This is a genomic window from Flavobacterium sp. (assembly GCF_027484205.1).
Taxonomy (GTDB): Bacteria; Bacteroidota; Bacteroidia; order Flavobacteriales; family Flavobacteriaceae; genus Flavobacterium.
In genome coordinates, this window is sequence record NZ_JAIXUB010000004.1 from 81,187 (window position 1) to 106,416 (window position 25,230).

Here is a 25,230-nt window from a genome sequence, read left to right on the forward strand (position 1 = left end):
TTTAGAGTGCAAAAATACAAATAATAAAAATTGAAATTGCAATAAACAAAACTTAAAATAAATGTTTCAAAATTTGTCAAATCGAGTGTGGTCGAAGTGTGTTTAAAGTTATAAAATTTATCGCTTTAAGTAAGTTTGAAAAGTAAAATCAAAATTGTGTTTATCGTCTTTTTTATGATGTTCTTCAAGTACTAACTTCCATTTGTCTAAATCAATTTCAGGGAAATAAGTGTCGGCTTCAAAAGTAGCATGAACTTTTGTAACTTCTATTTTATCAGCAATTTCGATGGATTGTTTATAGATTTCGCCTCCACCAATAACAAATACATCTTCATTTTTTGGAGCCATTTCAATTGCTTTCTCTAAGCTTGAAGCAATGATGCAACCTTCGTATTTATAGTTTTTTTGACGTGTAATAATGATGTGAGTTCGGTTTGGTAAAGGTTTAGGAAAACTTTCAAAAGTCTTTCTTCCCATGATGATGTAATGTCCTGACGTTAGTGTTTTGAAACGTTTAAAGTCATTTGGCAAATGCCATACTAACTGATTGTCTTTTCCTAGAGCGTTGTTTTCTGCGACAGCAGCGATTAATATTATCATTATTTTTTATTCTCGATTTCGTTTTTCAATTTTTCAATTTTTTTTTCTTGCATAGTCATCAATCGGTTGATTTGCTCACGTTCCCAATTTTTATTCATAAAACTATCGGTAATGAAAACTTTTATGAAATGTAAAATAAAAATAAAGAACCAAATGGTAACAATCCAAATATACCAATTAGTTGGTTCGCCAATATTCAACCACTTGTTTGCAATAAAAAAGAAAATACTTCCTAAAAAGAACATGATGAAGTGAAAATACAAACCTTTTTTCTGTTTGATTCTTCTTCTTGCATATTCGTAAATTTCATGTTGATTGCTGTCCATAAGTCGAAAATTTGATTTTAAAGATACCAAATATTTATAAAACACAAAAGTAACAAATAGATATTTTATATTATGAAAACGTTTTCTTATTTTGATTTTATGATTTAAAGCTTTTAAAATTAGTAAATTAAGTATTTAAAGATGTGAAAAATGATAAAATCATAATTCGTACAATCAATGTAATTTGTTTATTATTAATGCGTTACTTTGTGTCATTAATCTATAAATGAAATAGTTATGTCTATCAAGAAACAATTTATAAAAACAAAACCAGTTTGTAAAGTTACTTTTTCTGTGGAAGCAAAAGAAGCGCAAACTGCAGCAGTTGTTGGTGATTTTAATAATTGGAATGCAACTGAAGGTGAATTATCAAAATTAAAAAACGGAACTTTTAAAGGAGCTTTCGATTTGCCAAAAGATAATTCATTTGAATTCAAATATATTGTTGATGGTTCTTATGTAAATGAACCTGAAGCAGATAGTTACCGTTGGAATGAATATGCAAATGCTGAAAACAGCGTTTTAGAAGTATAGGTTTAGGTTTTAGTTTGTTTTAAAATCCGTTTAGTTTTTATAATTAAACGGATTTTTTATTTAAAATAATTTAGCAACTTCTTGATTTACAAATTCTAAAAAACGTTCGTCGTTTTCAGTAAAAGGATCTATAACATGACTGTCAATGTCAATTTGACCAATATTTACATCCTTTACAAATAGAGGAACTACAATTTCAGATTTTACAGTGAAACTGCATGCAATATAATTGTCTTGAGCGCTAACATCAGGAACTACAAAATTTGCATTTGATTCGGCAACTTGCCCGCAAATTCCTTTACCAAATGGAATTACCGTGTGGTCAGTTTCTGCACCAACATATGGTCCAAGATGTAAGGTTTTGTTTTCATGATTGGCAAAATAAAATCCAACCCAATTGTAATAGTCAACTGAATCAGAAAGAAATTGACATAATGATTTTAGCTTTTCATCTCTCGTGTTTTTTTCGTTTGATAAAATTGCAATTACCTCAGGTTTTAAAGTTTCAAAATTCATAATTATTTTTTTTGCAAAAGTAATTATTGTGCTTCCATACTTTTATATAAATTTGTTAAAAAATAAAATTTGAAAAATTATTTTACCGAATACAAACCATTCCTGTTTTTTCTGGCTAAGTTTTTTGGAACTTATTTGGTTCTAACATTTGCTTATCAAACTTACTTGAATGAATTCGACACAAGTAAATTTGAAGTTGATGGTTTTACGCAACTTGTTGCAGAGCAGTCTAAACAAGTGTTATCCCTTTTTGATTCACAATCATATACACAACCAAATTTAAAAGAATCAAGTGTCAATCTTTTTTATCACAATAAATGGGTAGCTCGAATTGTTGAAGGTTGTAATGCGTTGAGTGTGATAATTTTATTTATAAGTTTCGTTTTTGCTTTTACCGGAAAATTTAAACAAACCATTCTATTTGTAATCGCAGGAAGCTTGATTATTCATATATTCAATATTATAAGAATTGCTTTGTTGTGCATGGCCATTTTTCATTATAAACACTATCAAGAGATACTACATGGAGTAATTTTTCCGTTATTTATTTATGGAATTGTATTCATTTTGTGGATTATTTGGGTAAATAAATATTCAAAACATGCTAAAAAAACTGTTTAAAAATAAAACTAAAGTTGTTGTTGGGTTAATTTTGGTAGGGCTTTTAGTTGTTATAAGAGCATTCGAAAATAACTTATTTTATGATCCTTTTTTAAATTATTTTAAAGCAGATTATACAAACAACCCAATACCAATTTACAATCCTATAAAGTTGTTTTTTAGTTTAGGTTTTAGATTTTATTTGAATTCAATGATTTCACTTGCTTTACTGTATTTATTATTTAAAGATTCTAAAATTATTAAATTTTCAACTTTACTTTATATTGTTTTAGGAAGTATATTGATGATCAGTTTTCTTTTTACGCTTAAGTTTTTTCCAGCAGAAAAAATGACAATATTTTATTTACGACGTTTTATTATTCAACCTATATTTTTGATATTATTTATTCCTGCTTTTTATTATCAGAAAAAGATAAAATAAGTTTATAACATCAATTTAAGAAATTCTATTTATTTTTCTATTACTTTTGCTACATGCAATTAAAGAAACAAATTTTATTGTTTTTAGCGTTTTTCGTTTTGGTTTCCAATTCGGGATTGGCTTTTAATGTTCATTATTGTGGTCAAAAAATTGCTTCAATTTCTTCTGTTTTTACAAATGAGGAAGTTTGCGACATGATTATTAAAGAAGAAGATTCTTGTTGTGCAAAAAAAGAAGCTTCTCACAAAAAATGTTGTTCTGATAAAGAGGTAAATTTAAAAGATAAAACAGAAAAAGTTACTTATAAAACTCTTTCTTTTGATTTTGATTTATTTCATCAAAACAATTTATGGAAACCTTCTGTTTATAATTTGGTTTCTATCCTTTCTCATTCTCAAAATGTTGAATATTACTGTGATGCAAACGCGCCACCATTGTATCAACTCTATTGTCAATTTACATTATTTGGTTAAAAATTAGTATTTATTTAGTTTAAACTTTTATAAATATTAAATTTTTATGTAATGAAAAAATCAATGTTGTTCTTTACATTGTTGTTTTCGATTGTAGCTTTTTCTCAAAAAGAAATAGAGGAAGTTAAAATTGAAAATAAGAAAAAAGGAATTCAAAAATCACTTAAAAAAACTACTAACACTTCAGTAGTTTCAAGCAAAGAGTTACTTAAAGCAGCTTGTTGCAATTTGGCTGAAAGTTTTGAAACAAATCCATCAATAGATGTCAATTTTTCAGATGCTTTAACAGGAACTAAGCAGATAAAAATGTTAGGTTTAACTTCGCCTTATTTAATGATTACAGAGGAAAATATTCCTTCTGTTCGTGGAGCTTCACAAGCTTATGGATTGTCATTTACGCCAGGAACATGGGTTGAGAGTATCCAAATTACAAAAGGAGCAGGAAGTGTTGTTAATGGTTTTGAAAGCATTTCGGGACAAATAAATACCGAATTGATTAAACCTATGAATGATATTCCATTCTATTTGAATGTTTATGGTTCAACCGATTCTAGATTTGAGGTAAACACACATTTCAATAAGAAAGTTTCAGATAAATGGGCAACAAGTTTATATGTTCATGGGAATGCTAGGGTTTCAAAAAACGATATGAATCATGATCATTTTCTAGATAATCCTCTTGGAAAGCAAATTAATTTGTTAAACCGATGGCAATATTCTAATCCAGAATCGGGTTGGGTGTCATTTATAAATTTTAAATTTATGAATGATGAAAAGCAAACTGGTGAAATTGATTTTGATCCCAATAGAGATAAATTGACAACCAATTTTTGGGGTTCAGAAATTAACACACAACGATTTGACTTTTCGTCTAAAGTAGGTTATGTTTTTGAAGATATGCCTTATCAAAGTATTGGTTTTCAGAATGCTTTTAGTAATCACAATCAAGAATCTTATTTTGGTTTAAATCAATATAATATCAAGCAACAGAGTTATTATTCGAACTTAATTTTTAATTCTATTATCAATAACACAAGAAACAAATTTGCCACAGGATTAAATTTTACATATGATAAATATGCTGAATTTGTGACACTTTCAAATGTTAGTAGAATTGATAATTCTGTAGGTGCTTTTTTTGAATATACTTTTGATGACAATGATAAATTTAGTTATATCCTTGGCGGAAGATTTGATTATCACAATAGGTTAGGAGCTTTTTTTACACCAAGACTTCATGTAAGATACAATCCTTGGGAAAAATCAGTTTTTAGATTTTCTGCCGGAAGAGGTAAACGTGCCGCTAATATCTATGCCGAAAATCAAAATCTTTTTGGTAGTTCGAGAGCTTTTTCTGTTTTAGATACTGATGGCAAAACTTATGGCTTAAATCCAGAAATTGCTTGGAATTATGGAGTTAGTTTTACTCAAAATTTTAAATTATTTGGTAGAAATGCCGATGCAACTTTGGATTTTTATCGAACGGATTTTCAAAATCAAGTAATTGTAGATGTGATGCAAAGTCCACAAAGTGTTTTGTTTTATAATTTGAGAGGAAATTCGTTTGCTAATAGTTTGCAATTGGAATTTAATTATGAAATCATCAAACATTTTAATTTTAGGACAGCATATAAATATTATGATATTTCTACCGATTATTTATCTGGAAATTTTCAACGTCCGTTGCAAGCAAAGCATAGATTTTTTGGCAATTTAGAATATGAAACCCACATAAAAGATAAAGGTCAACAATGGAAATTTGATTTTACCGTTAATTGGTTAGGAAGACAACAATTGCCAAATACAGCTACAAATCCAGTTGAAGATAGATTGCCAAATTTTTCACCATCATTTTCAGTGATGAATACACAAATAACCCGAACATTTTCAAGCACATTTGAAATGTATATTGGAGGCGAAAACATAGGAAACTATAAACAGGAAAATGCTATTTTAGGTGAACATAATCCATTTGGAACACATTTTGATACCTCAATTGTGTATGCTCCAATTTTTGGACAAATGTATTACATGGGATTACGATTTAAAATAAAATAATAATGATTTTAAAAATCAATAACAATATGAAAAATATAATTTTAGGAATGATGTTACTATTTGTAACTCTTACAACACAAGGACAAGAGAAAAAAAATAAAAATGCAAAACACGATGTAGAAGTAAATGGCAATTGTGAAATGTGTAAAAAGCGAATTGAAAAAGCGGCTTACTCTGTAAAAGGTGTAAAAAGTGCTGAGTATCACACGGATGATCATATGTTGCATTTAATAATTAATGAAGAGAAATGTTCAACATTAGATGTAAAAAGAGCTGTTGCAAATGTAGGTCACGATACAGATGAAGTTAAAGCAACTGACGAAGCTTACAGTAAACTTCATGGTTGTTGTAATTATGAAAGAAAATAATTGTGAAACTCCTTAAGAAATTAAGGAGTTTTTTATTTATATCTTTGTTGTATGAGAAAAATGAAATTTATTTTAAGCCTATTTGTTTTAACTTTTACCACAATTTGTTTTGCGCAAAAATTAGAACACAATCAGGCGAATTGGTTTGCTTATGTGGGTCAATACAATGTTTCTAAAAAATGGGGATATCATATTGAGGCACAATTTAGATTAGATGATGAGCTGCAAAGAAGCAATCAAAATTTGTTTCGATTGGGTGCATTTTACAATAAAAATTCTAAAATGACCTTTGCTTTAGGTTATGGATTGATAAATACTTTTAACGCTAGTGTGGATGATTATTTTAATGAAGATAGAATTTGGGAACAAATACAATTGAATTCAAAATGGAATAATGATAAAAATATATTTATTAATCGCTTTCGTTTAGAACAACGATTTGTTGATAAAATTGGTTTAGTTGATGGTTCAGTAAAAAAAATAGAAACCAATTTTCAAAATAGATTTCGTTATCTAAATCGAAACCTTTTTCATGTTATGGATTTCAAATCAGGAAATGAAGAACTATATTTAGTGTTACAAGATGAGGTTTTCTTGAATATTGGTGATAATAAAGTCAATTCTAGTTTTTTTGATCAAAATAGATTTTTATTTGGTTTTGGAATTAATTATAAAAACAGTATCCGATTTGAGGTTGCTTATTTGAATCATTATATAAACCCAAGTGTTGGTAATGATTTAATGAATCACACATTTTCCTTAACATTATTTCAAAATTTAATTCTTTATAAAGAGAAATAAATGTTATAAATAAGTCAAAATTGATGTTTATATTATCATATAAAATAAATATTCGTTACTTTCACGGCCTCAAATAAAACTTAACTTTTTTATGGATCAATTTGATTGGAAACAACTATTAAACCCAGAGTTTTATATTCTTCTTGAACTTGGAGGAATTAAAATTGGATTGTATGTTGTTTTATTTATCGTATTTGCAGAAACAGGATTATTAGCAGGATTCTTTTTGCCTGGAGATAGTTTACTTTTCCTATGCGGAATATACAGTGAGTTACTAATGAAAGAAATTTCTACAGGAAACGACTTTCTTAATGTTGTCCTTCTTGCATCATTAATTTCCTTGATGGGAGTTTTTGGAAATATGATTGGATATTGGTTTGGGAAAAAGAGCGGAAATTATTTGTACAAAAGAGAAGACAGCTTCTTTTTTAAGAAAAAATATTTATATCAATCACAAGATTTCTTTGAAAAATACGGTAGCAAAGCCATAGTTTTTGCACGTTTTTTACCAATTTTTAGAACTTTTGCTCCAGTAATAGCAGGAATAGTTTCTATGGATAGAAAGAAGTTTATGTTTTATAATATCCTTGGTTCTGTTTTATGGTCATTTACAATGATTTTTGCAGGACATTATTTATATGAATTATTCTTGTCACAATTCAATATCGATTTAAAGCATTATATTGAATATATTGTTATCGGAATTGTGTTGTTTACAACGGTTCCTGTTTTATGGAAATTATTAAAGAAGAGAGTACATTTAGAATAAATTAATTTGGTTTTATGAAACTCGTTATCAATAAGAGTTTATTTTTCATTACTTTCATTGGAATACTTTTTCACTTAAGTATTGGTTCTTTAGATATACACAATAACGATATATTTATACCAAAAAAGAGTGTTGAGAATATAAATATTTTCTCAAATAAAAAGTTTAACAAATTAAATTTCTTTGTTGAAACCGAGAAGGATTCAGACTTTTGTGTTGATGAATTTGAATTTGAATTCGAATTCAATTCGTATAAACAAATAATCTTTGAAAATTTTTATTTAGAGGAAGTTGCAGCAAAAAAACAGACAATTTTTAGCTGCCAATTTTCTTCAATTAAAAATAAAATACCACTCTACAAGCTCTTCTGTAAGTGGAAACTCTACACCGATTTAATATTAGTTTAAGTAAAATAAATTAATAATTAAATCATTATTTATGAATTCTAAAACATTATTGTTTGATGAAACAATAGTGCTTCAAAATCTTGCGCATTATTTACCTGCACAAAATCCATTGAAAGACTTTGTTCATCATAATACTTTGCATGCTTTTCAAGAAAAAAACTTTTTTGAAGCCTTGCAAAACTCATCAGAAATTTTTGGATATAAAACGTATTTATCTCTTATTGAATACAAAGAAAAATTTCAAAATAAAAAAATTAATAAAGATATACTTGAAAAAGTAATTAAAGAAAGAAAAGGGATTAATCAATTTAATCTTTGGAATGAAAATGTTTTAAACAAAGCTTACGATGAATCGATTCACTCAAGAATTGGAAAGTTAAGAAGTCTTTGGAAAGAAAAATATGCTATAAATTTAGATAAATCAACTCACGGTATTCTTTTTAGAATTTTGTGTAGTTATTTAGATCAAGGCATTTCTGTTTGGCCTTTTCCAATTCACGAAGATGGTTTTTTAGCTTCAATAAGAGAACTAAATAACAATGGTTTATTTAGTGTTTTTTCAACATCAAGAGCTAAAAAATTACTCAAAGAAAATGCTTCTATTTCTCAACTATTACAAATTTTGGTTGGTGATAGCTTGTATTTTGAAAATTATCTTTTTGATCAACAATTTTCGCATCCTGGTTGGAGTGGTATGATTGCAACTCTAGAAAGCAATCCCAATTCTTTATTAGATGAAAGAAAAATAACACTTAAAGAGCTCATTACCTTTGAGTTGCTTTTAGAAGTTGATGCGTTGGATAAAAAGTTTAATGAAAATTGGGAACCTTTAATTTCTAAAGTTTCATTTGAAACTTATGATTTGTTTTCTAAATCAGAATATTCAGAATATTTTGATGTGCTTTCCATTTGGCAAGAGGCATTTGAATGGTCCTTTTACAATCAAGTCTTAACAGGTTTACAACATAAAAAAGATGAAAATAAAATTGGCATCACTCCTGCATTTCAAGCTTTGTTTTGTATGGACGACCGTGAATGTTCTTTCCGAAGACATATTGAAGCTTTAGAGCCAAACGCAAGAACCTTTGGAACAGCAGCATTTTTTAACTTTGAATTTTTCTATCAACCTATAAATGGGAAATTCTTTACTAAATTATGTCCAGCTCCAGTTACACCAAAATTTTTAATTAAAGAATTGCCTCGAAAGAAAAAAAGAGCGAAAGATTTTCACTACAACAAAAAATCACATTCATTATTTTTTGGTTGGTTAATTTCTCAAACTTTAGGTTATGCTTCTGCGTTTAAATTGTTTTTAAATATTTTTAAGCCAAGTATGTCGCCTGCTACATCTTCTTCTTTTAAACATTTAAATAAAAAATCGCAATTAGTAATTGAAAATACCAATCCTAATGATGTTATTGATGGATTGCAAGTTGGTTTTTCAATTGAAGAAATGGCTAACCGTGTTGAAGGTATTTTAAAAAGTATAGGTTTGGTAGAAAACTTTGCACCAATCGTTTATGTTGTCGGTCATGGTTCTACTAGCGTTAACAATACCCATTTTGCAGGTTACGATTGTGGAGCTTGTAGTGGAAGACCAAGTAGTGTAAATGCTAAAGTTTTGAGTTATGCTGCTAATCATAAAAAAGTTCGTGAAATTTTAGTAGCGAGAGGCATTTTTATTCCAACAGAAACTCAATTTTTACCTGCTTTACACGATACAACAAGGGATGAAATTGTTTTTTACGATGAGCAATTACTTTCTGAACATAATAATTTTTTACATAAGGAAAACAGTAAAATATTTATTAAGGCATTAGCTAACAATGCTATAGAGCGTTCAAGAAGATTTGATACTATTAACTCTAGTGAGAGTATTTCAAAAGTTCACGAAAAAATAAAAAATCGTTCGGTTTCACTTTTTGAACCTCGTCCCGAGTTAAATCATGCTACAAATGCTATATGCATTGTTGGAAGAAGAAATGTTTCGGATCATTTGTTTTTAGACAGACGCTCATTTATGAATTCTTTTGATTACAAAGTAGATCCAAAAGGCGATTATTTAGCTGGTATTTTAAATGCTGTAGCACCTGTTGGAGGAGGAATTAATTTAGAATATTATTTCTCAAGAGTTGATAATCATAAACTAGGCGCAGGTTCTAAATTACCGCATAATGTAATGGGGTTAATTGGAGTTGCAAATGGCATTGATGGCGATTTACGTCCAGGTTTACCTAGTCAAATGATTGAACTTCATGATCCATTGCGGTTGTTAATAATAGTAGAACATTTTCCAGATATTGTAAAATATGCTATAACAAAAGCTCCTAGTACGTATGAGTGGTTTGTTAATAATTGGGTGAATTTGGTTGCTTTACATCCTGAGAGTAAAGAATTATATCGTTTTGTTAATGGTGAATTTGAAATCTATAAACCAATTTCATTTGATATAAAAAGTATTGATAATTCTTTAGAATATGCTTTGACAAGTTCAGATAATTTAAATGTAACTCTAATAAAATAAGTATGATGACAAATGAATTTTTATTAGTATTTATCATTATTCCTGTTTTAGGATTTTTGATTAGTTTTTTTATTCCTGAAAAGAGAGAATCATGGTTGTCATTGACTGCATTTACAACTGTTTTTGTTCAGTTGATTGTTTTATGTGTTTTTATTTGCTATTGGATTATTAACGACTGTAAAGATTTGAATTTATTCGAAGTCTCTTTAGTGAAAACAAATGATTATAACTTTTTTATAGATTTTTACTTTGACAAGGTAACAGCAGTTTATCTATTTATTGGAGCTTTATTAACTTCAATGATAACTACTTATAGTCGCTATTATTTGCATCGTGAAAAAGGATATAAACGATTTTTTATTACAGTTTTGTTTTTCTTTTTCGGATATAATTTAGCAATTTTATCAGGAAATTTTGAAACTTTATTTATTGGTTGGGAAATTATCGGAATTTCATCATTCTTATTAATTGGTTTTTACAGAGAACGTTATTTGCCTGTAAAAAATGCTTTCCGAGTATTTTCAATCTATAGAATTGGCGATGTTGGAATTATTTTAGCGATGTGGGCTAGCCATCATTTGTTTCATGAAAACATCACTTTTATTCGACTTCATAACTATGAATTAGTCAATGAGCATTTACAAAGTCACTCCTTAATTGGTTCTTTTATTGCATTGTGTTTAGCATGTGCAGCTGCGGTAAAATCGGCTCAAGTTCCATTTTCATCTTGGTTGCCAAGAGCTATGGAAGGTCCAACACCTTCAAGTGCTATTTTTTATGGTTCACTATCGGTGCATTTAGGTGCGTTTTTAATGTTAAGAACGATGCCTTTTTGGGAACATCAAACTTCTATGCGAATTGCAATTGGCTTTATGGGATTAACTACAAGTGTCATAACAACATTAATTGCTAGAGTTCAATCTTCTGTAAAAAGTCAAATCGCCTATAGTTCTATATCGCAAATTGGATTGATATTTATAGAAATTGCTCTAGGATTAGAAACATTAGCTTTATTTCATATCGCAGGAAATGCATTTTTAAGAACTTATCAGCTATTAGTTTCTCCATCTGTAGTGAGTTATTTGATACGAGAACAGTTTTACAATTTTGTACCCAAAAAACATAGTAAACGCTTTATTTCAAAAAAAATTGAAAGTGCATTTTATGTTTTAAGTTTGAATGAATTTCATTTAGAAAAAATTATTAGAATGTTTTTATGGAATCCATTAAACATAATTGGGAATAAATTAAATTTCTTGAATCTAAAAAAATTATTCTTATTGTTTTTAAGTACTTATTTAGTTGGAATTATTAGTTTGTATTTTAAAAATTCAATACCAAATTTTATCACGAATTATCTGCCTGAAATTTTTGTAACTATTGGAATTATATTCGTTTTTAAAGCATTTTCAGAAAGAAAAAGTCCATTTGTAGCTTGGTTATTAATAGTTTTTAACCATTTCTGGATTGTATTAGCTATTTTATATAACGAAAAAGTTAGTTACTATGAAATTTCATTGTATATATCTGGGATTATTATTGCTGGTACTATTGGATACATTGCTTTATTAAAATTAAAGTCAATGGAAAAGAGAATTCTTTTAATACAGCATTCAGGTCACGTATATGAGCATCCAAGATTTGCTTTCTTTTTCTTACTAGCTGCACTTGGAGTGACTGGTTTTCCTATAACTTCTACTTTTATTGGCGAAGACTTATTGTTTAGTCATATTGAAAGTCACCAAGTAGTTTTAGCTTTTTTAGTGGCAAGTAGTTTTGTGGTTTCAGGAATAGCTGGTGTTAGAATTTATACTAGACTTTTCTTAGGAACACACATTAAAACGTATCACGAATTACCTTATAAATCATCTTAATAAAATATATTCATTTTTATGAACGCAAAATTAAAAAAAGTAATCCCTGCAGATGGAATTGCAGGTTTAAAAGAAAATTTCTCATCAGATGCTATATCTGGTTTCATTGTATTTTTATTAGCACTTCCATTAAGTTTAGGAATTGCTAAAGCGTCTGATTTTCCTCCTATCATGGGTTTAATTACCGCAATTATTGGTGGTTTAATTGTAAGTTTATTATCGGGTTCTAGATTAACAATAAAAGGTCCAGCAGCAGGATTAATAGTTATTGTTGCTGGTGCGGTTGCTGAATTTGGCAAAGGAGATAACCTACTAGGTTGGAAGTTAGCTTTGGGAGCAATGGTAATTGCTGGTTTAGTACAAATATTATTTGGTATTTTAAAACTAGGAAAGTTAGCCGATTTTTTTCCGCTTTCTGCTATTCACGGAATGTTAGCTGCTATTGGTATTATAATAATTGCTAAGCAAATCCCAGTGTTGTTAAACGATAATCCAACACTAGCTAAAGGCAAAAGTCCACTAGCATTATTAGTCAATATTCCAGATTTTATTATGAATTTAGATTATAAAGCCACTATTATTGGTATTGTTAGTTTAACCATTATGATGGCTTGGCCTTATATTAAAAACAAGTATATTAAAATGTTTCCTGCTCCACTTGTTGTTTTGTTATTTGCCATTCCTGCCGAATTATTTATGAATTTTGCCCAAACTGAGCCACCTTATGCATTGGTTAAAATAGGAAGTTTAATAGATAATTTAGATTTCAATGCAAGTTTTGATGGATTTTCTCAAACCGGTATTTTTATAAAATATGTAATCATGTTTGCATTAGTTGGAACTCTAGAAAGTTTGTTAACGGTAAAAGCAATTGATTTAATTGATCCTTACAAAAGAAAATCAAATGCAAATAAGGATTTGATTGCAGTTGGAATTGGAAATGTTTTTACGGCACTATTAGGAGGTTTACCAATGATTGCTGAGGTAGCTCGAAGTTCTTCAAACGTGAATAATGGTGGAAAAACAAGATGGGCTAATTTTTTTCACGGATTTTTTATTTTAATTTTTTTACTGGTTGCCTCTCCATTATTAGAGATGATTCCAAATGCTGCTTTAGCGGCTATGTTGATTACAGTTGGAATAAAATTATCGCATCCTAAAGAGTTTATTCACACTTTTGAAATCGGAAAAGAACAATTGGCAATATTTTTAGTAACTATATTTTTTACTTTATTTGAAGATTTATTAGTTGGTATTGCCGCAGGAATGGTATTGAATATGATTATTCATTTGTTTCATGGCACACCAATATCTTCTTTTTTTAAAGCACCTACGCAAGTTGCTTTCGAAGGTAACGAGTATTTGGTAACGATCAGTAAAGCAGCAATTTTTACCAATTTTTTAGGAATCAAAAGAAAGTTAGAAGAAATCCCTTATGGATTTAATGTTACTATTGATTTGAAGAAAACCAAAATTGTAGACAATTCTGTTTTAGAAAACTTGGATCATTTCATTCATGATTATGAGTCAAATGGCGGAAAAGTGTCAATTAAAGGTTTAGATAATCATGTTGCATTTTCTTCGCATCCAAAATCTTCAAGAAAAAACTTAAACTTAGTTCAATAACTCATTATGAATACAATTATAACATTTTTGGAAAACAAAAAAGCTATAAGTTTTAAGTCTTTTATAGATTTAACGAAGAATAGATTCACATTAAATAAAAAGTATAACGTTTTAATGATTCTACTTTTTAGTTTTTTGGGATTTATTATGACTAATAATTCTACTGCACAAACAAAGACAAGTAACAATAATCTTTGGTTTCATTATGTTGGAAAAAATAAGATAACTGATAAAATTTCTTTTACATTAGAAGCAACAATGCGATATGCCAATGGGCTTTCAGAAAAACAGCAGTATTTTATTAGACCATCTATTGATTATCAATTTACTAAAAAATTTAATGGCAGTATAGGATATTCACATTATAACACTTATGTTTATGGAAATCCTTCTTTAAATAAAACGGACATACCTGAGAACCATTTTTGGATTCAAGGAACATTTGTGCAAACCAAAGGAGATTTTAAGTTTACGCATCGTTTAAGAGATGAGTTTAGGTATGTTGGAATTGCATTAAAAAAAGGAGATGAATATGTAATTGATCATTATGATTATAGAAACAGGTTGCGATACATGTTTCTTGTGAATTATACTTTAATTGAGAAGGCTGATAAAGTAAAACTATTCGGAATTTTGGGTGATGAAGCTTTTATAAATTTAGGGTCAAATGCTGGAAAAACTCTTTTCAATCAGAATCGAGTTATTGGAGGCTTAGGTTACAATATTGATAAAAATCAACAAATTCAATTGAGTTATATTCATCAAAACATTTGGAATTTTACAAATACTTTTCATGAAAGTAATCCAACGTTAAGAATATCATACATAACTAATTTAGATTTTACTAAAAAATAATTTATAGAGTTTGGTGTTAATAAAAAAAAATCCGTTCTAATAATTCAGAACGGATTTTTTGTTATTTGAAATTTGTTATTTGGAATTTACCCATTACATCATTCCTGGCATTCCTCCGCCCATTGGCATTCCTCCACCAGCGTTTTCCTCTTTGATGTCGATTAAAGCGCATTCTGTAGTTAGAATCATTCCTGCAACAGAAGCAGCATTTTCAAGTGCTACGCGTGTTACTTTTTTAGGATCGATGATTCCTGCTTTTAACATATCAACATATTCGTCTGTTTTAGCATTGTAACCAAAGTTGTCTTTTCCTTCAGATACTTTTGCTACAACTACTGAACCTTCAAGACCTGCATTTTCTACAATAGTTCTCAATGGAGATTCCACTGCACGGAACACAATTTGAATTCCTGTTGCTTCATCAGCATTATCAGCTTTTATTGTTGATAAAGCATTTTTTGCTCTTAATAAAGCAACACCTCCACCAGCAACAATTCCTTCTTCAACGGCAGCACGAGTGGCATGTAAAGCATCATCAACTCTGTCTTTTTTCTCTTTCATTTCAACTTCAGAAGCAGCACCAACATAAAGAACAGCAACACCACCAGCTAATTTAGCCAAACGTTCTTGTAGTTTTTCTTTATCATAATCAGATGTTGTAGTTTCCATCTGACCTTTAATTTGGTTTACTCTATTTTTAATTAAATCTGCATTACCAGAACCGTTTACTATTGTAGTATTATCTTTATCGATTACTATTTTTTCTGCAGTTCCAAGCATTTCAAGTGTTGCGTTTTCTAAAGTGTATCCACTTTCTTCTGCAATTACAGTTCCACCAGTTAAGATGGCAATATCTTCTAACATTGCTTTTCTTCTATCACCAAAACCTGGTGCTTTTACTGCTGCAATTTTTAATGCACCACGAAGTTTATTTACAACTAAAGTTGATAAAGCTTCTCCATCAACATCTTCAGCAATAATTAATAAAGGTTTACCAGATTGTGCTACAGGTTCTAAAACAGGAAGTAACTCTTTTAGTGAAGATACTTTTTTGTCGTATAATAAAATGTATGGACTATCTAATTCCACATTCATTTTTTCTGGATTTGTAACAAAATAAGGTGATAAATATCCTCTATCAAATTGCATTCCTTCAACAACATCAACATAGGTATCAGTTCCTTTAGCTTCTTCAACTGTGATAACACCTTCTTTTCCAACTTTTCCAAAAGCAGTTGCAATTAAATCACCAATAACTTCGTCATTGTTAGCTGAAATTGAGGCAACTTGCTTGATTTTTTCAGATGAAGAACCAACTTCTTGTGCTTGTTTTCCTAAATCTGCTACAATGGCTTCAACGGCTTTGTCTATTCCGCGTTTTAAATCCATTGGATTTGCTCCTGCGGCAACGTTTTTCAATCCTTCTTTTACAATTGCTTGCGCTAAAACGGTTGCAGTTGTAGTTCCATCTCCAGCTAAATCATTAGTTTTTGAAGCTACTTCTTTTACCATTTGAGCACCCATATTTTCTAATGGGTCTTTTAATTCTACCTCTTTTGCAACAGAAACACCATCTTTAGTTACTGTTGGTCCGCCAAATGATTTTGAAATAATTACATTTCTTCCTTTTGGTCCAAGGGTTACTTTTACTGCGTTTGCTAATGCATCAACACCACGTTTTAATCCGTCACGTGCTTCAATATCGAATTTTATATCTTTTGCCATTTTTAATTTTAGTTTAAAGTTTAAAGTTGTTTTAGTTTATAGTTTTATTTACAGGATTCAAACTTGAAACCTGACCCGAACGATAGTGAACAGGCGAAGTAAACTTGAAACAAAATTTAGATTATTGCAAGAATATCATCTTCTCTCATGATAAGATAATCTTTGCCATCAAGTTTTAAATCGGTTCCTGCATATTTTCCATAAAGAACAGTATCACCAATTTTTACTGTCATTGGTTCGTCTTTTTTTCCATTTCCTACAGCAACAACAGTACCTTTTTGAGGTTTTTCTTTAGCTGTATCAGGAATAATAATTCCAGAAGCTGTTTGTGTTTCTGCAGCTGCTGGTTCCACAATTACTCGGTCTGAAAGCGGTTTAATGTTTAATGCCATAATTTTAAATATTTAATTAAAATAATTTTTAAGTTATTATTTATTAGTCAGAAATTGTGCCATTTGAGTAAAACTGACATTTTTACAGAGTTGTTTTGAAAATTGAAATAATAGGCAAGGCGATTTCAGTTTAGCCCTGATCTCGTCATTGTTGGAACTCTTGTTTCGTCTCGTCACAAATCGAGACGAAACAAAGTGACTGACGAGAGCAGGAAAATGGATTGTAAAAACACGCAAGACATTCGCTCCAAAATAATACAAAAAAAGTCCCGATTTTTATCGAGACTTTCATATTGAATTATATAATTCTTATTTTTTTTCTGGTGTTGCAGGAGTTGCAGCTGGTTTTGTAGCATTTGTTGTAGTGCTATTAGCTGGTGTTGCTGCTTTTTCAGTTTTTGCTGGAGCATTTCCTACTTCTTCGATTACTTTTGAACCATTATCGCTTAATGTTCCTGTAAAACTTAAACTTGAAAGTAGTACTAAAACAATTAATGCAGTTGCTAATGTCCAAGTACTTTTGTCTAAGAAGTCAGTAGTTTTTTGAACTCCACCAAGCATTTGTGAACCTCCAATAGATGAAGATAAACCTCCACCTTTAGGGTTTTGAACCATGATTACGATTATTAATAAAAAGCAAACTATTGTTATTAAAACTAAAAATACTGTAAAATTTGTCATCTTCTAATTATTATTTTTTTGTTGTATATTTTTTATATCTGAAATTCGGTCTGCAAAGAAACTACTTTTTTCTGGATATTTCAAAATTAATATTTCATAAGCTTGAATTGCTTTTGAATATTTTTTTTGTTCTAGATAAACTCGTGCTAATGTTTCTGTCATTAGGTAGGATTTATCCTCAATTATGGGTTGTACTGCAAAAGTTGAATTTTCTTTTACAATTGGTGGAATTTTGGGGTTGGTTTCAATAAACTTGTCAATTAATTCAAGTTTTTTCTTACGAGCAATATCTTCTTCTGATGTGGTTTCTTTTCTTTCAATTGGTTTTAATCTTGATAGTTGTAACCATTCTTGAAAGGAATGTTTTTCGTTTTGTGTAAACTCTAATGGTTTACCGATATTTAATTTTTCTTCAACAGCTTCATTTGGATTTGCTTGAGATATTGACGAAAGTATGGATTGTTCTAGTGTGTTTACTTCTTGATGCGGTTTTGAATAGTCAACTATTTCGCTTTCAACGACATTAATATTTAATAATTCGGCAACTTTTTGATCGTAAAGACCATTTTGAACGGTTACAAATGAATCTGAAGTTATAAAGTCAAACAAAATACTTCGATCAGTCGTAAATGCTGCGGCTACTTTTAGAGCATAGTTATATTTAAAACTATCCTGATTGTACAAATGTTTTAATCGTAAAACTCGTGCACTTTGAAAGTATGGAAATTCTTCCATGATTTTTTCCAAAGCAATGCTGTGACGCTCATTGATGGCATCGGGTTTATTAATTAAATAAGTGTAATCAGTTAAGTTCAATGTTTTCAGTTTTCAGTTTTCAGTTTTCAGTTTTCAGTTTGTTGTTGTAAATTTATGAGTTTTACTGCAAACTGTGACGGAATACTGCCCACTATTTAATTACCATTTAGCCAACGATTCATTAAAAATGTCTTGTGTTATTCTCTCAAAAATTACATCTAAAGCTTCCGTTAATTTTCCGCCAACAAGTTGGGAATCGCCTGCATAATCATAGAAAAAAGTAAATGGTTTTTCAAAATCATCGGCTTCTTTGTTTTTATTTGTAAAACGAACCATAACTTTAATTGTCAATCTGTTTTGAGCAGCACGTTGATCTGCGGTTGCTGTCATTGGAGTAATTCTATATTCTGTAATCTCTCCTTCGTACATTAAATCGCCGCCTGAGTTTACAAGATTCAAATTCGTTTGATTTTGAATAATATCTTGCAATTCAAGAGTGAATGTTCTTTCAATTCCAGGTTCAATTAATTCGGCATTATTTTGAAAATAATTTACCTGAAAGGTTTTGGCATCGATTTTACCTGTACCTGTAAAGTTATATGGTCCACAACTATTGAAAGTTGCAGCAATTATTAATAGAAGTATAAATTTTATATTTTTCATAGAGGTATTAAAACGTCAAAGATATTATTTTCTAATTGCAATTTTAAAATTTTAATTTTCAATTAACTTATAAATCGTATTGTTTGATTTTTCGATATAGAGTTCGTTCAGAAATGCCAAGTTCATCAGCAGCAGCTTTTCTTTTTCCTTTGTTTTTTTCTAAAGATTTTTTGATGAGCTCAATTTCTTTTTGTTCTAATTTTAAAATTTCTTCTTCTTCAACAGTTTCTGCAAATAAGTAGTTGTTGTCATCTTCATCATCTTCAAATTCTTCTTGCTCAATTTCTTCCGCTTTTGGAATTATTGCACTTCTTGGTTGATCTTCAAAAAAAGTGTCTTCATCTGATTTTCCGTAAACTTTCTGAATCAAATTTGGATTGATGTCTTGCACTTTTGCGCCGTTTTTCATCAATTCCAAAGTCAATTTTTTCAAATCATTCAAATCACTTTTCATGTCAAAAAGTACTTTGTATAAAATATCTCTTTCTGTAGAAAAATCATTTTCAGCTTTTTTCCCACCAATCACACTCGGCAATTGACTTCCTTCTTGAGGTAAATAAGACATTAATGTTTGAAGTGAAATTTCTCTTTTAGTCTCTAAAACCGATATTTGTTCAGCAGAATTTCGCAACTGACGAATATTGCCACTCCAACGATAGTTTAGCAAATATTTCACCGCATCATCATCTAGTTTTATAGCTGGCATTTTGTATTTGTGTGCAAAATCAGAAGCAAATTTTCTAAACAATAGATGAATATCGTCTTTTCGTTCGCGCAATGGCGGAAGTCCAATTTCAACAGTGCTTAAACGATAATATAAATCTTCACGGAATTTTCCTTTTTCGATTGCGTCAAACATATTGACATTAGTTGCTGCTACAATTCGAACATTAGTTTTTTGAACTTGTGATGAACCTACTTTTATAAATTCACCATTTTCTAAAACACGTAACAAACGAACTTGAGTAGTTAAAGGCAATTCACCAACTTCATCAAGGAAAATAGTTCCGCCATCAGCAACTTCAAAATACCCTTCACGAGCATTATTTGCGCCTGTAAACGAACCTTTTTCGTGTCCAAATAGTTCACTATCAATTGTTCCTTCAGGAATGGCACCACAGTTTACAGCAATATATTTACCATGTTTTCTGTGTGAAAGCGAATGTATTATTTTAGGAATACTTTCTTTTCCAACGCCACTTTCTCCAACTACCAACACCGAAATATCAGTAGGAGCAACCTGAATTGCTTTTTCTACCGCACGATTGAGCTTAGGATCATTTCCTATAATTTCAAATCGTTGTTTTATAGATTGTACTGTTTCCATTGATTTTTAGTTTAAAGTTTTCTTTGTTTAAAGTTTAAAGTTGTTTGGGTTGAACCCTTAAACAATCTTAAATCTTTAAACTATTTAAACTTTTTCTGTATGTCTATTGAACTAAATAGTTCCTTTAATTCGTTATATTGATTGTCGATTAAATCGGCTTTTATTATTGGAAATGCTGAATTTTTCTTTGGATAAATCAAAAACCAACTTTTAGTTTCTTTAATTTGATAGGTTTCATTCCAAAAATTTTCAATTTTAAATGTTTCACCTTCTTGAATATAAGAATCCTTTTTAAACGTAATTTTTTGAAGTTCAAAATTCTTTTTATTTTTAAGTAAGTTTTCCTTTGATGATGATAATAATCTATAGATTATAAATACCCATACCAAAGCTACTATTGAATATGGAAGCATAGCTATAAAAAAGTTTTTATCTTGTGCACTTTCTTTGTATAATCCTGGTAAATTATTAGTCACCAAAAGGAGGATTATTGCTAAAAGAATAAATTTAAACAAGGGTAATCTTAACAAAAGATATTTTGTAACTTTCATCAAATTATCAATGTTAGACTTATAACTAATTACAATCTCTTTTTCCATATTTCGAAAACTTTGAACCTTAAACTTTAAACTTTAAACAAATTTTTAATTCATTTCACTATAACCAACCGCTTCACCAATCAACGTGCCACTGGTGCAATTAGTTATTTTCACATTTACAAAATCGCCTACTTTATAATTTTCTTTTGGAAAAACAACTGTTATGCTTTGTGAATTTCTTCCAGATAAATCATTCTCCGATTTTTTAGATGTTTTTTCAACCAAAACTTCAACTGTTTGTCCTAAAAATTCTTGTGTTCTAAAAGCACTGTGAATTCTTTGTAAATCAACTATTTCTTGTAATCTTCTTGCTTTGGTTTCTTCTGGTACATCATCTTCCATTTTTCTTCCAGCTAAAGTTCCAGGACGTTCAGAATACGAATACATGTACCCAAAACTATATTTTACATAGTCCATTAAAGATAATGTGTCTTGATGATCTTCTTCTGTTTCTGTTGGAAAACCAGCAATCATATCTTGCGTTATACAAACATTTGGAATTATTGATTTGATGTTGTCAATCAATTTCATGTATTCTTCACGTGTGTGAAGTCGATTCATTTCCTTCAATATTCTATTACTTCCCGATTGTACTGGCAAATGAATATGCTTACAAATATTTGGATATTTCGCAATTACATGAAGTACTTCTTCGTGCATATCTTGTGGATTGGAAGTCGAAAAGCGAATACGCATTTTCGGAAAACCAATTGCTACCATTTCTAACAACTGTTCAAATTTAATTGCTGTTGCTTGTTGCATTTCAGTAGCTTTATCAAAATCTTTTTTCAATCCGCCACCATACCAGAGGTAACTGTCCACATTTTGACCTAATAGCGTGATTTCTTTATAACCTGTATCCCAAAGTTGCTGAATTTCTGTCATAATACTTTGAGGTTCACGACTTCTTTCACGACCACGAGTAAACGGAACAACACAAAACGTACACATATTATCGCAACCACGTGTAATGGAAACGAAGGCAGAAACTCCATTAGAATTCAATCGCACAGGTGAAATGTCACCATAAGTCTCTTCTTTAGATAATAGTACGTTTATGGCATCGCGACCATCTTCAATTTCGGCAAGTAAATTTGGTAAATCTTTGTATGCATCCGGACCAACAACCATATCAACAATTTTCTCTTGTTCTAGAAATTGTTCTTTCAATCGTTCTGCCATACAACCTAAAACGCCTACTTTCATTTTCGGATTGATGTCACGTTTTACAGCATTGTATTTTTCTAAACGTTTTCTAACAGTTTGTTCTGCTTTATCTCGAATAGAGCACGTATTTACTAAAACCAAATCGGCTTCTTCTAATATTTGAGTAGTATTATAACCTTCATTTGTAAGTATAGAAGCAACAATTTCACTGTCAGAAAAATTCATAGCGCAACCATAACTTTCAATATAAAGTTTCTTTGTGTTTTCAGGTTTGTTTTCAAGAACTAAACTTTGCCCTTGAACTTTTTCATCAATTTCTTTTTCCATAAAATAATCTTCGATTGAATCGGACTACAAAGATAATACTAAATTATAAAATCTGACAAGATGGCAGATAATGTTTAACATTCTTTTATTAAGGAGCAAATGGTTTGGGATTTATCGGCAATCCATATTCCTGCTTTTCGTTGCAATCTTTTCTTTTGTTGTATGAGGTAAACTCGAAGGCAACAAAAGAAAAGGATTTTCACTGTAATCAGGGCTAAAATTTGTTCCATTTTTATATTTGTAATTTTTAAAAATCACATCAAAAACTAAAAATCTAAAAAAAAAATATACTTTTGCCGAACAAACAAAATACATAATGGCAAAGAATTTAGTTATAGTAGAGTCACCAGCAAAGGCAAAAACCATTGAAAAATTTCTTGGCAGCGATTATCAAGTCGAGTCAAGTTATGGACATATTGCCGATTTGCCTTCCAAAGAAATAGGAGTAGATGTCGAAAACGGATTCAAGCCAAAGTATGAAGTTTCTGCCGATAAAAAAGCATTAGTGACAAAACTTAGAGGTTTAGCTAAAAATGCCGATATGGTTTGGTTAGCTTCCGATGAGGACCGAGAAGGAGAAGCAATTTCTTGGCATTTATCAGAAGAATTAAAATTAGATAAAAACAAAACTAAAAGAATTGTTTTTCATGAGATTACAAAAAACGCCATTCTAAAAGCCATTGATAATCCTAGAGAAATTGATTATAATTTAGTAAACGCACAACAAGCTCGAAGAGTTTTAGACAGATTAGTAGGATACGAATTATCACCAGTTTTATGGCGTAAAATTAAAGGTGGATTGTCTGCTGGTCGTGTTCAATCCGTTTCTGTAAGATTAATTGTAGAACGCGAACGTGAAATACAAAATTTCAAACCTGTTGCAAGTTATTCTGTTGTGGCAGAATTTGTAAACGAAGCAGGAAGAGCTTTTAAAGCCAAACTTCCAAAGAATTTTAATACTAAAAAAGAAGCCGAAGATTTTTTAAATAAAAACATCGATTCTAATTATAAAGTAGGCGATTTAGAAACAAAACCTACTAAAAAATCTCCAACTGGACCATTTACAACATCAACACTTCAACAAGAAGCAGCTCGTAAATTATATCTGCCAGTTGGGATTACCATGCAATTAGCACAACGTTTGTACGAAGCCGGATTGATTACGTATATGAGAACGGATAGTGTGAATCTTTCTAAAGAAGCAATGGATGCGGCTCAAGCGGAAATTATTAAATCTTACGGAAAAGAATTTTCAAAACCAAGAACGTTTACCAATAAAAGTAAAGGTGCACAAGAAGCTCACGAAGCCATTCGTCCAACGGATATGTCGCGTCATACAGTAAATATTGATAGAGATCAAGCGCGTTTGTATGATTTAATTTGGAAAAGAACATTAGCATCTCAAATGAGTGATGCCGAATTGGAACGAACCAATGTAAAAATTGAAGCAAATAATCATTCTGAAGTTTTTACAGCTTCGGGAGAAGTAATCAAATTTGAAGGTTTCTTAAAAGTATATCTTGAAGGAAATGATGAGGATGAAGAAGAACAAGAAGGAATGTTGCCAGCAATGAAGGTCAATGAAAAATTGATCAACAATTACATCACGGCTACAGAACGTTATTCTCGTCCACCAAGTCGTTATACAGAAGCGTCTTTGGTTAAAAAACTGGAAGAGCTTGGAATAGGTCGTCCGTCAACTTACGCGCCAACAATTTCTACAATCATCAACAGAAGTTATGTAGAAAAAGGTACGCTTGAAGGTCAAGAAAGAAAATATACTCAATTGACATTGCAATCAGGAAAAGTATCGGATGTAATTCTGAAAGAAAATACAGGTTCAGATAAAGGAAAATTAGTTCCAACAGATATTGGAAATATTGTTACTGATTTCTTGGTTAAGAACTTTGATGCAATTTTAGATTATAATTTCACTGCTAAAGTCGAACAAGATTTTGACGAGATTGCAGAAGGAAATATCAATTGGACAAAAATGATGCAGGAGTTTTATGATAAATTCCATCCAAATGTTAAAGATGTTGAAGCTAATGCAGACAGAGAAAGTGGAGAGCGAATTTTAGGAAAACATCCAGAATCTGGTAAAACGGTTTTGGTTCGTTTAGGAAAATTTGGTGCTATGGCTCAAATTGGTGATAGCGATGATGAAGATAAGAAATTTGCAAGTTTACGTCCAGAACAAAATATTGGTAATATTACTTTAGAAGAAGCATTAAATTTATTTTTACTTCCAAAAGCTTTAGGAACTTATAAAGGAGAAGAAGTTGAAGTAAGTTTAGGCCGTTTTGGACCGTTTGTGCGTTTCGGTAAAGTATTTGTTTCACTTCCTAAAGGTGAAGAACCACTTGATGTAGATTTAGAAAGAGCAAAGGTTTTAATCGATGAAAAAACTCAAGCGGATGCGCCAATAGCAGTTTACAAAGGCGAAGGTGTTCAAAAAGGCACAGGAAGATTTGGACCATTCATCAAATGGAACGGGATTTTTATTAATGTTTCAAAAAAATATAATTTCGATAATTTATCTCAAAACGATATTGAAGAATTAATTGAAGAAAAACTTCAAAAAAATATCGATAAAGTAATTCACAATTGGGAAGCTGAAGGTATTTTAGTTCAAAAAGCACGTTGGGGAAGAAGCGAAATTACAAAAGGTAAAATCAAAATTGAGTTAAGCAAAGATGTTGATGCTTCAAAATTAACTTTAGAAGAAGTTCAAGAAATGATTGCCAAAAAAACTCCTGCAAAAAAACCTGCGGCTAAGAAAGCACCTGCAAAAAAAGCAACTACAAAAAAGAAATAATA

At 30.2% G+C, this 25,230-nt stretch carries 25 protein-coding genes; 14 read left to right on the top strand and 11 right to left on the bottom strand.

The window, feature by feature from the left end:
• Nucleotides 1–117 precede the first annotated feature (117 nt).
• Both Q0049_RS02105 and Q0049_RS02110 read right to left on the bottom strand, forming a co-directional pair.
• Nucleotides 118–600 (bottom strand): dihydrofolate reductase, encoded by a 483-nt coding sequence (locus tag Q0049_RS02105; protein WP_298116026.1) that lies wholly within the window; start codon nucleotides 598–600, stop codon nucleotides 118–120.
• Nucleotides 600–926, bottom strand: a complete 327-nt coding sequence (locus Q0049_RS02110) for a 2TM domain-containing protein (RefSeq protein ID WP_298116027.1) — start codon at nucleotides 924–926, stop codon at nucleotides 600–602. Before Q0049_RS02110 ends, Q0049_RS02105 begins: the two co-directional genes overlap by 1 nt.
• Nucleotides 927–1,163: 237 nt before the next feature.
• Between Q0049_RS02110 and Q0049_RS02115 the strand changes: the two genes are divergently transcribed.
• Complete coding sequence (locus tag Q0049_RS02115) at nucleotides 1,164–1,460, top strand: isoamylase early set domain-containing protein (RefSeq protein WP_298116030.1); 297 nt, start codon at nucleotides 1,164–1,166, stop codon at nucleotides 1,458–1,460.
• Nucleotides 1,461–1,520: 60 nt separating this feature from the next.
• Here Q0049_RS02115 and Q0049_RS02120 read toward each other — a convergent pair whose 3' ends face one another.
• Nucleotides 1,521–1,976 carry a GAF domain-containing protein gene (locus tag Q0049_RS02120; protein ID WP_298116033.1) on the bottom strand — a complete coding sequence of 152 codons (456 nt, stop codon included), beginning with the start codon at nucleotides 1,974–1,976 and terminating at the stop codon, nucleotides 1,521–1,523.
• A gap of 69 nt (nucleotides 1,977–2,045) precedes the next feature.
• Here Q0049_RS02120 and xrtF point away from each other — a divergent pair, with 69 nt between their 5' ends.
• The 12 genes from xrtF to Q0049_RS02180 all read left to right on the top strand — a co-directional run bounded on the left by xrtF (nucleotide 2,046) and on the right by Q0049_RS02180 (nucleotide 14,773).
• Nucleotides 2,046–2,597: an exosortase family protein XrtF gene (gene xrtF / locus Q0049_RS02125; RefSeq protein ID WP_298116035.1), complete on the top strand. Its 552-nt coding sequence runs from the start codon at nucleotides 2,046–2,048 to the stop codon at nucleotides 2,595–2,597.
• Nucleotides 2,578–3,018: an exosortase F system-associated protein gene (locus tag Q0049_RS02130; protein ID WP_298116037.1), complete on the top strand. Its 441-nt coding sequence runs from the start codon at nucleotides 2,578–2,580 to the stop codon at nucleotides 3,016–3,018. The genes xrtF and Q0049_RS02130 overlap by 20 nt, the downstream gene beginning before the upstream one ends.
• 53 nt (nucleotides 3,019–3,071) lie before the next feature.
• Nucleotides 3,072–3,491 (top strand): hypothetical protein, encoded by a 420-nt coding sequence (locus Q0049_RS02135; protein WP_298116039.1) that lies wholly within the window; start codon nucleotides 3,072–3,074, stop codon nucleotides 3,489–3,491.
• Nucleotides 3,492–3,542: 51 nt separating this feature from the next.
• On the top strand, nucleotides 3,543–5,549 hold the full coding sequence (locus Q0049_RS02140; protein WP_298116041.1) for a TonB-dependent siderophore receptor: 2,007 nt from the start codon (nucleotides 3,543–3,545) through the stop codon (nucleotides 5,547–5,549).
• A gap of 26 nt (nucleotides 5,550–5,575) precedes the next feature.
• Nucleotides 5,576–5,917, top strand: a complete 342-nt coding sequence (locus tag Q0049_RS02145; RefSeq protein ID WP_298116044.1) for a metal transporter — start codon at nucleotides 5,576–5,578, stop codon at nucleotides 5,915–5,917.
• A 60-nt stretch (nucleotides 5,918–5,977) separates the two neighbouring features.
• Entirely contained in the window at nucleotides 5,978–6,718 is a 741-nt protein-coding gene (locus Q0049_RS02150; protein WP_298116046.1) for a DUF2490 domain-containing protein, read from the top strand.
• Between the two features lie 91 nt (nucleotides 6,719–6,809).
• Nucleotides 6,810–7,487, top strand: coding sequence for a VTT domain-containing protein (locus Q0049_RS02155; RefSeq protein WP_298116049.1), 678 nt, complete (start codon nucleotides 6,810–6,812; stop codon nucleotides 7,485–7,487).
• A 14-nt stretch (nucleotides 7,488–7,501) separates the two neighbouring features.
• Nucleotides 7,502–7,894 carry a hypothetical protein gene (locus tag Q0049_RS02160; RefSeq protein WP_298116052.1) on the top strand — a complete coding sequence of 131 codons (393 nt, stop codon included), beginning with the start codon at nucleotides 7,502–7,504 and terminating at the stop codon, nucleotides 7,892–7,894.
• A 31-nt stretch (nucleotides 7,895–7,925) separates the two neighbouring features.
• Nucleotides 7,926–10,418 carry a YbcC family protein gene (locus Q0049_RS02165; protein WP_298116054.1) on the top strand — a complete coding sequence of 831 codons (2,493 nt, stop codon included), beginning with the start codon at nucleotides 7,926–7,928 and terminating at the stop codon, nucleotides 10,416–10,418.
• Between the two features lie 5 nt (nucleotides 10,419–10,423).
• Nucleotides 10,424–12,292, top strand: a complete 1,869-nt coding sequence (locus tag Q0049_RS02170; protein ID WP_298116055.1) for a proton-conducting transporter membrane subunit — start codon at nucleotides 10,424–10,426, stop codon at nucleotides 12,290–12,292.
• 18 nt (nucleotides 12,293–12,310) lie between these two features.
• Nucleotides 12,311–13,918, top strand: coding sequence for a SulP family inorganic anion transporter (locus Q0049_RS02175; RefSeq protein WP_298116056.1), 1,608 nt, complete (start codon nucleotides 12,311–12,313; stop codon nucleotides 13,916–13,918).
• 6 nt (nucleotides 13,919–13,924) lie between these two features.
• Nucleotides 13,925–14,773, top strand: a complete 849-nt coding sequence (locus tag Q0049_RS02180) for a DUF2490 domain-containing protein (RefSeq protein WP_298116058.1) — start codon at nucleotides 13,925–13,927, stop codon at nucleotides 14,771–14,773.
• A 93-nt stretch (nucleotides 14,774–14,866) separates the two neighbouring features.
• Here the strand turns inward: Q0049_RS02180 and groL are convergent, their stop codons facing one another.
• The 8 genes from groL to miaB form a co-directional block, all read right to left on the bottom strand.
• Nucleotides 14,867–16,498: a chaperonin GroEL gene (gene groL, locus Q0049_RS02185; protein ID WP_298116060.1), complete on the bottom strand. Its 1,632-nt coding sequence runs from the start codon at nucleotides 16,496–16,498 to the stop codon at nucleotides 14,867–14,869.
• A 116-nt stretch (nucleotides 16,499–16,614) separates the two neighbouring features.
• Nucleotides 16,615–16,890 carry a co-chaperone GroES gene (groES, locus tag Q0049_RS02190; protein ID WP_298116062.1) on the bottom strand — a complete coding sequence of 92 codons (276 nt, stop codon included), beginning with the start codon at nucleotides 16,888–16,890 and terminating at the stop codon, nucleotides 16,615–16,617.
• A 309-nt stretch (nucleotides 16,891–17,199) separates the two neighbouring features.
• Entirely contained in the window at nucleotides 17,200–17,571 is a 372-nt protein-coding gene (secG, locus tag Q0049_RS02195; RefSeq protein WP_298116065.1) for a preprotein translocase subunit SecG, read from the bottom strand.
• A 3-nt stretch (nucleotides 17,572–17,574) separates the two neighbouring features.
• Nucleotides 17,575–18,387: a tetratricopeptide repeat protein gene (locus Q0049_RS02200; RefSeq protein WP_298116068.1), complete on the bottom strand. Its 813-nt coding sequence runs from the start codon at nucleotides 18,385–18,387 to the stop codon at nucleotides 17,575–17,577.
• A 99-nt stretch (nucleotides 18,388–18,486) separates the two neighbouring features.
• A complete protein-coding gene (locus tag Q0049_RS02205) occupies nucleotides 18,487–18,990 on the bottom strand; it encodes an LptE family protein (RefSeq protein ID WP_298116071.1) in 504 nt (167 codons plus the stop codon).
• Nucleotides 18,991–19,057: 67 nt separating this feature from the next.
• A complete protein-coding gene (locus tag Q0049_RS02210) occupies nucleotides 19,058–20,317 on the bottom strand; it encodes a sigma-54-dependent Fis family transcriptional regulator (RefSeq protein ID WP_298116074.1) in 1,260 nt (419 codons plus the stop codon).
• A gap of 80 nt (nucleotides 20,318–20,397) precedes the next feature.
• Nucleotides 20,398–20,916, bottom strand: coding sequence for a hypothetical protein (locus Q0049_RS02215; protein ID WP_298116076.1), 519 nt, complete (start codon nucleotides 20,914–20,916; stop codon nucleotides 20,398–20,400).
• Nucleotides 20,917–20,961: 45 nt separating this feature from the next.
• A complete protein-coding gene (gene miaB, locus Q0049_RS02220) occupies nucleotides 20,962–22,410 on the bottom strand; it encodes a tRNA (N6-isopentenyl adenosine(37)-C2)-methylthiotransferase MiaB (protein WP_298116079.1) in 1,449 nt (482 codons plus the stop codon).
• A 316-nt stretch (nucleotides 22,411–22,726) separates the two neighbouring features.
• Between miaB and topA the strand changes: the two genes are divergently transcribed.
• Nucleotides 22,727–25,228: a type I DNA topoisomerase gene (gene topA / locus Q0049_RS02225; RefSeq protein ID WP_298116081.1), complete on the top strand. Its 2,502-nt coding sequence runs from the start codon at nucleotides 22,727–22,729 to the stop codon at nucleotides 25,226–25,228.
• Nucleotides 25,229–25,230: the final 2 nt, after the last annotated feature.

Excerpts from the sequence above, each read along its gene's own strand:
- Q0049_RS02105 (WP_298116026.1), bottom strand. The coding sequence starts at position 600 with ATGATAATATTAATCGCTGCTGTCGCAGAAAACAACGCTCTAGGAAAA.
- Q0049_RS02110 (WP_298116027.1), bottom strand. The coding sequence starts at position 926 with ATGGACAGCAATCAACATGAAATTTACGAATATGCAAGAAGAAGAATC.
- Q0049_RS02115 (WP_298116030.1), top strand. The coding sequence starts at position 1,164 with ATGTCTATCAAGAAACAATTTATAAAAACAAAACCAGTTTGTAAAGTT.
- Q0049_RS02120 (WP_298116033.1), bottom strand. The coding sequence starts at position 1,976 with ATGAATTTTGAAACTTTAAAACCTGAGGTAATTGCAATTTTATCAAAC.
- Q0049_RS02130 (WP_298116037.1), top strand. The coding sequence starts at position 2,578 with ATGCTAAAAAAACTGTTTAAAAATAAAACTAAAGTTGTTGTTGGGTTA.
- Q0049_RS02135 (WP_298116039.1), top strand. The coding sequence starts at position 3,072 with ATGCAATTAAAGAAACAAATTTTATTGTTTTTAGCGTTTTTCGTTTTG.
- Q0049_RS02140 (WP_298116041.1), top strand. The coding sequence starts at position 3,543 with ATGAAAAAATCAATGTTGTTCTTTACATTGTTGTTTTCGATTGTAGCT.
- Q0049_RS02145 (WP_298116044.1), top strand. The coding sequence starts at position 5,576 with ATGAAAAATATAATTTTAGGAATGATGTTACTATTTGTAACTCTTACA.
- Q0049_RS02150 (WP_298116046.1), top strand. The coding sequence starts at position 5,978 with ATGAAATTTATTTTAAGCCTATTTGTTTTAACTTTTACCACAATTTGT.
- Q0049_RS02155 (WP_298116049.1), top strand. The coding sequence starts at position 6,810 with ATGGATCAATTTGATTGGAAACAACTATTAAACCCAGAGTTTTATATT.
- Q0049_RS02160 (WP_298116052.1), top strand. The coding sequence starts at position 7,502 with ATGAAACTCGTTATCAATAAGAGTTTATTTTTCATTACTTTCATTGGA.
- Q0049_RS02165 (WP_298116054.1), top strand. The coding sequence starts at position 7,926 with ATGAATTCTAAAACATTATTGTTTGATGAAACAATAGTGCTTCAAAAT.
- Q0049_RS02170 (WP_298116055.1), top strand. The coding sequence starts at position 10,424 with ATGACAAATGAATTTTTATTAGTATTTATCATTATTCCTGTTTTAGGA.
- Q0049_RS02175 (WP_298116056.1), top strand. The coding sequence starts at position 12,311 with ATGAACGCAAAATTAAAAAAAGTAATCCCTGCAGATGGAATTGCAGGT.
- Q0049_RS02180 (WP_298116058.1), top strand. The coding sequence starts at position 13,925 with ATGAATACAATTATAACATTTTTGGAAAACAAAAAAGCTATAAGTTTT.
- groL (WP_298116060.1), bottom strand. The coding sequence starts at position 16,498 with ATGGCAAAAGATATAAAATTCGATATTGAAGCACGTGACGGATTAAAA.
- groES (WP_298116062.1), bottom strand. The coding sequence starts at position 16,890 with ATGGCATTAAACATTAAACCGCTTTCAGACCGAGTAATTGTGGAACCA.
- secG (WP_298116065.1), bottom strand. The coding sequence starts at position 17,571 with ATGACAAATTTTACAGTATTTTTAGTTTTAATAACAATAGTTTGCTTT.
- Q0049_RS02205 (WP_298116071.1), bottom strand. The coding sequence starts at position 18,990 with ATGAAAAATATAAAATTTATACTTCTATTAATAATTGCTGCAACTTTC.
- Q0049_RS02210 (WP_298116074.1), bottom strand. The coding sequence starts at position 20,317 with ATGGAAACAGTACAATCTATAAAACAACGATTTGAAATTATAGGAAAT.
- Q0049_RS02215 (WP_298116076.1), bottom strand. The coding sequence starts at position 20,916 with ATGGAAAAAGAGATTGTAATTAGTTATAAGTCTAACATTGATAATTTG.
- miaB (WP_298116079.1), bottom strand. The coding sequence starts at position 22,410 with ATGGAAAAAGAAATTGATGAAAAAGTTCAAGGGCAAAGTTTAGTTCTT.
- topA (WP_298116081.1), top strand. The coding sequence starts at position 22,727 with ATGGCAAAGAATTTAGTTATAGTAGAGTCACCAGCAAAGGCAAAAACC.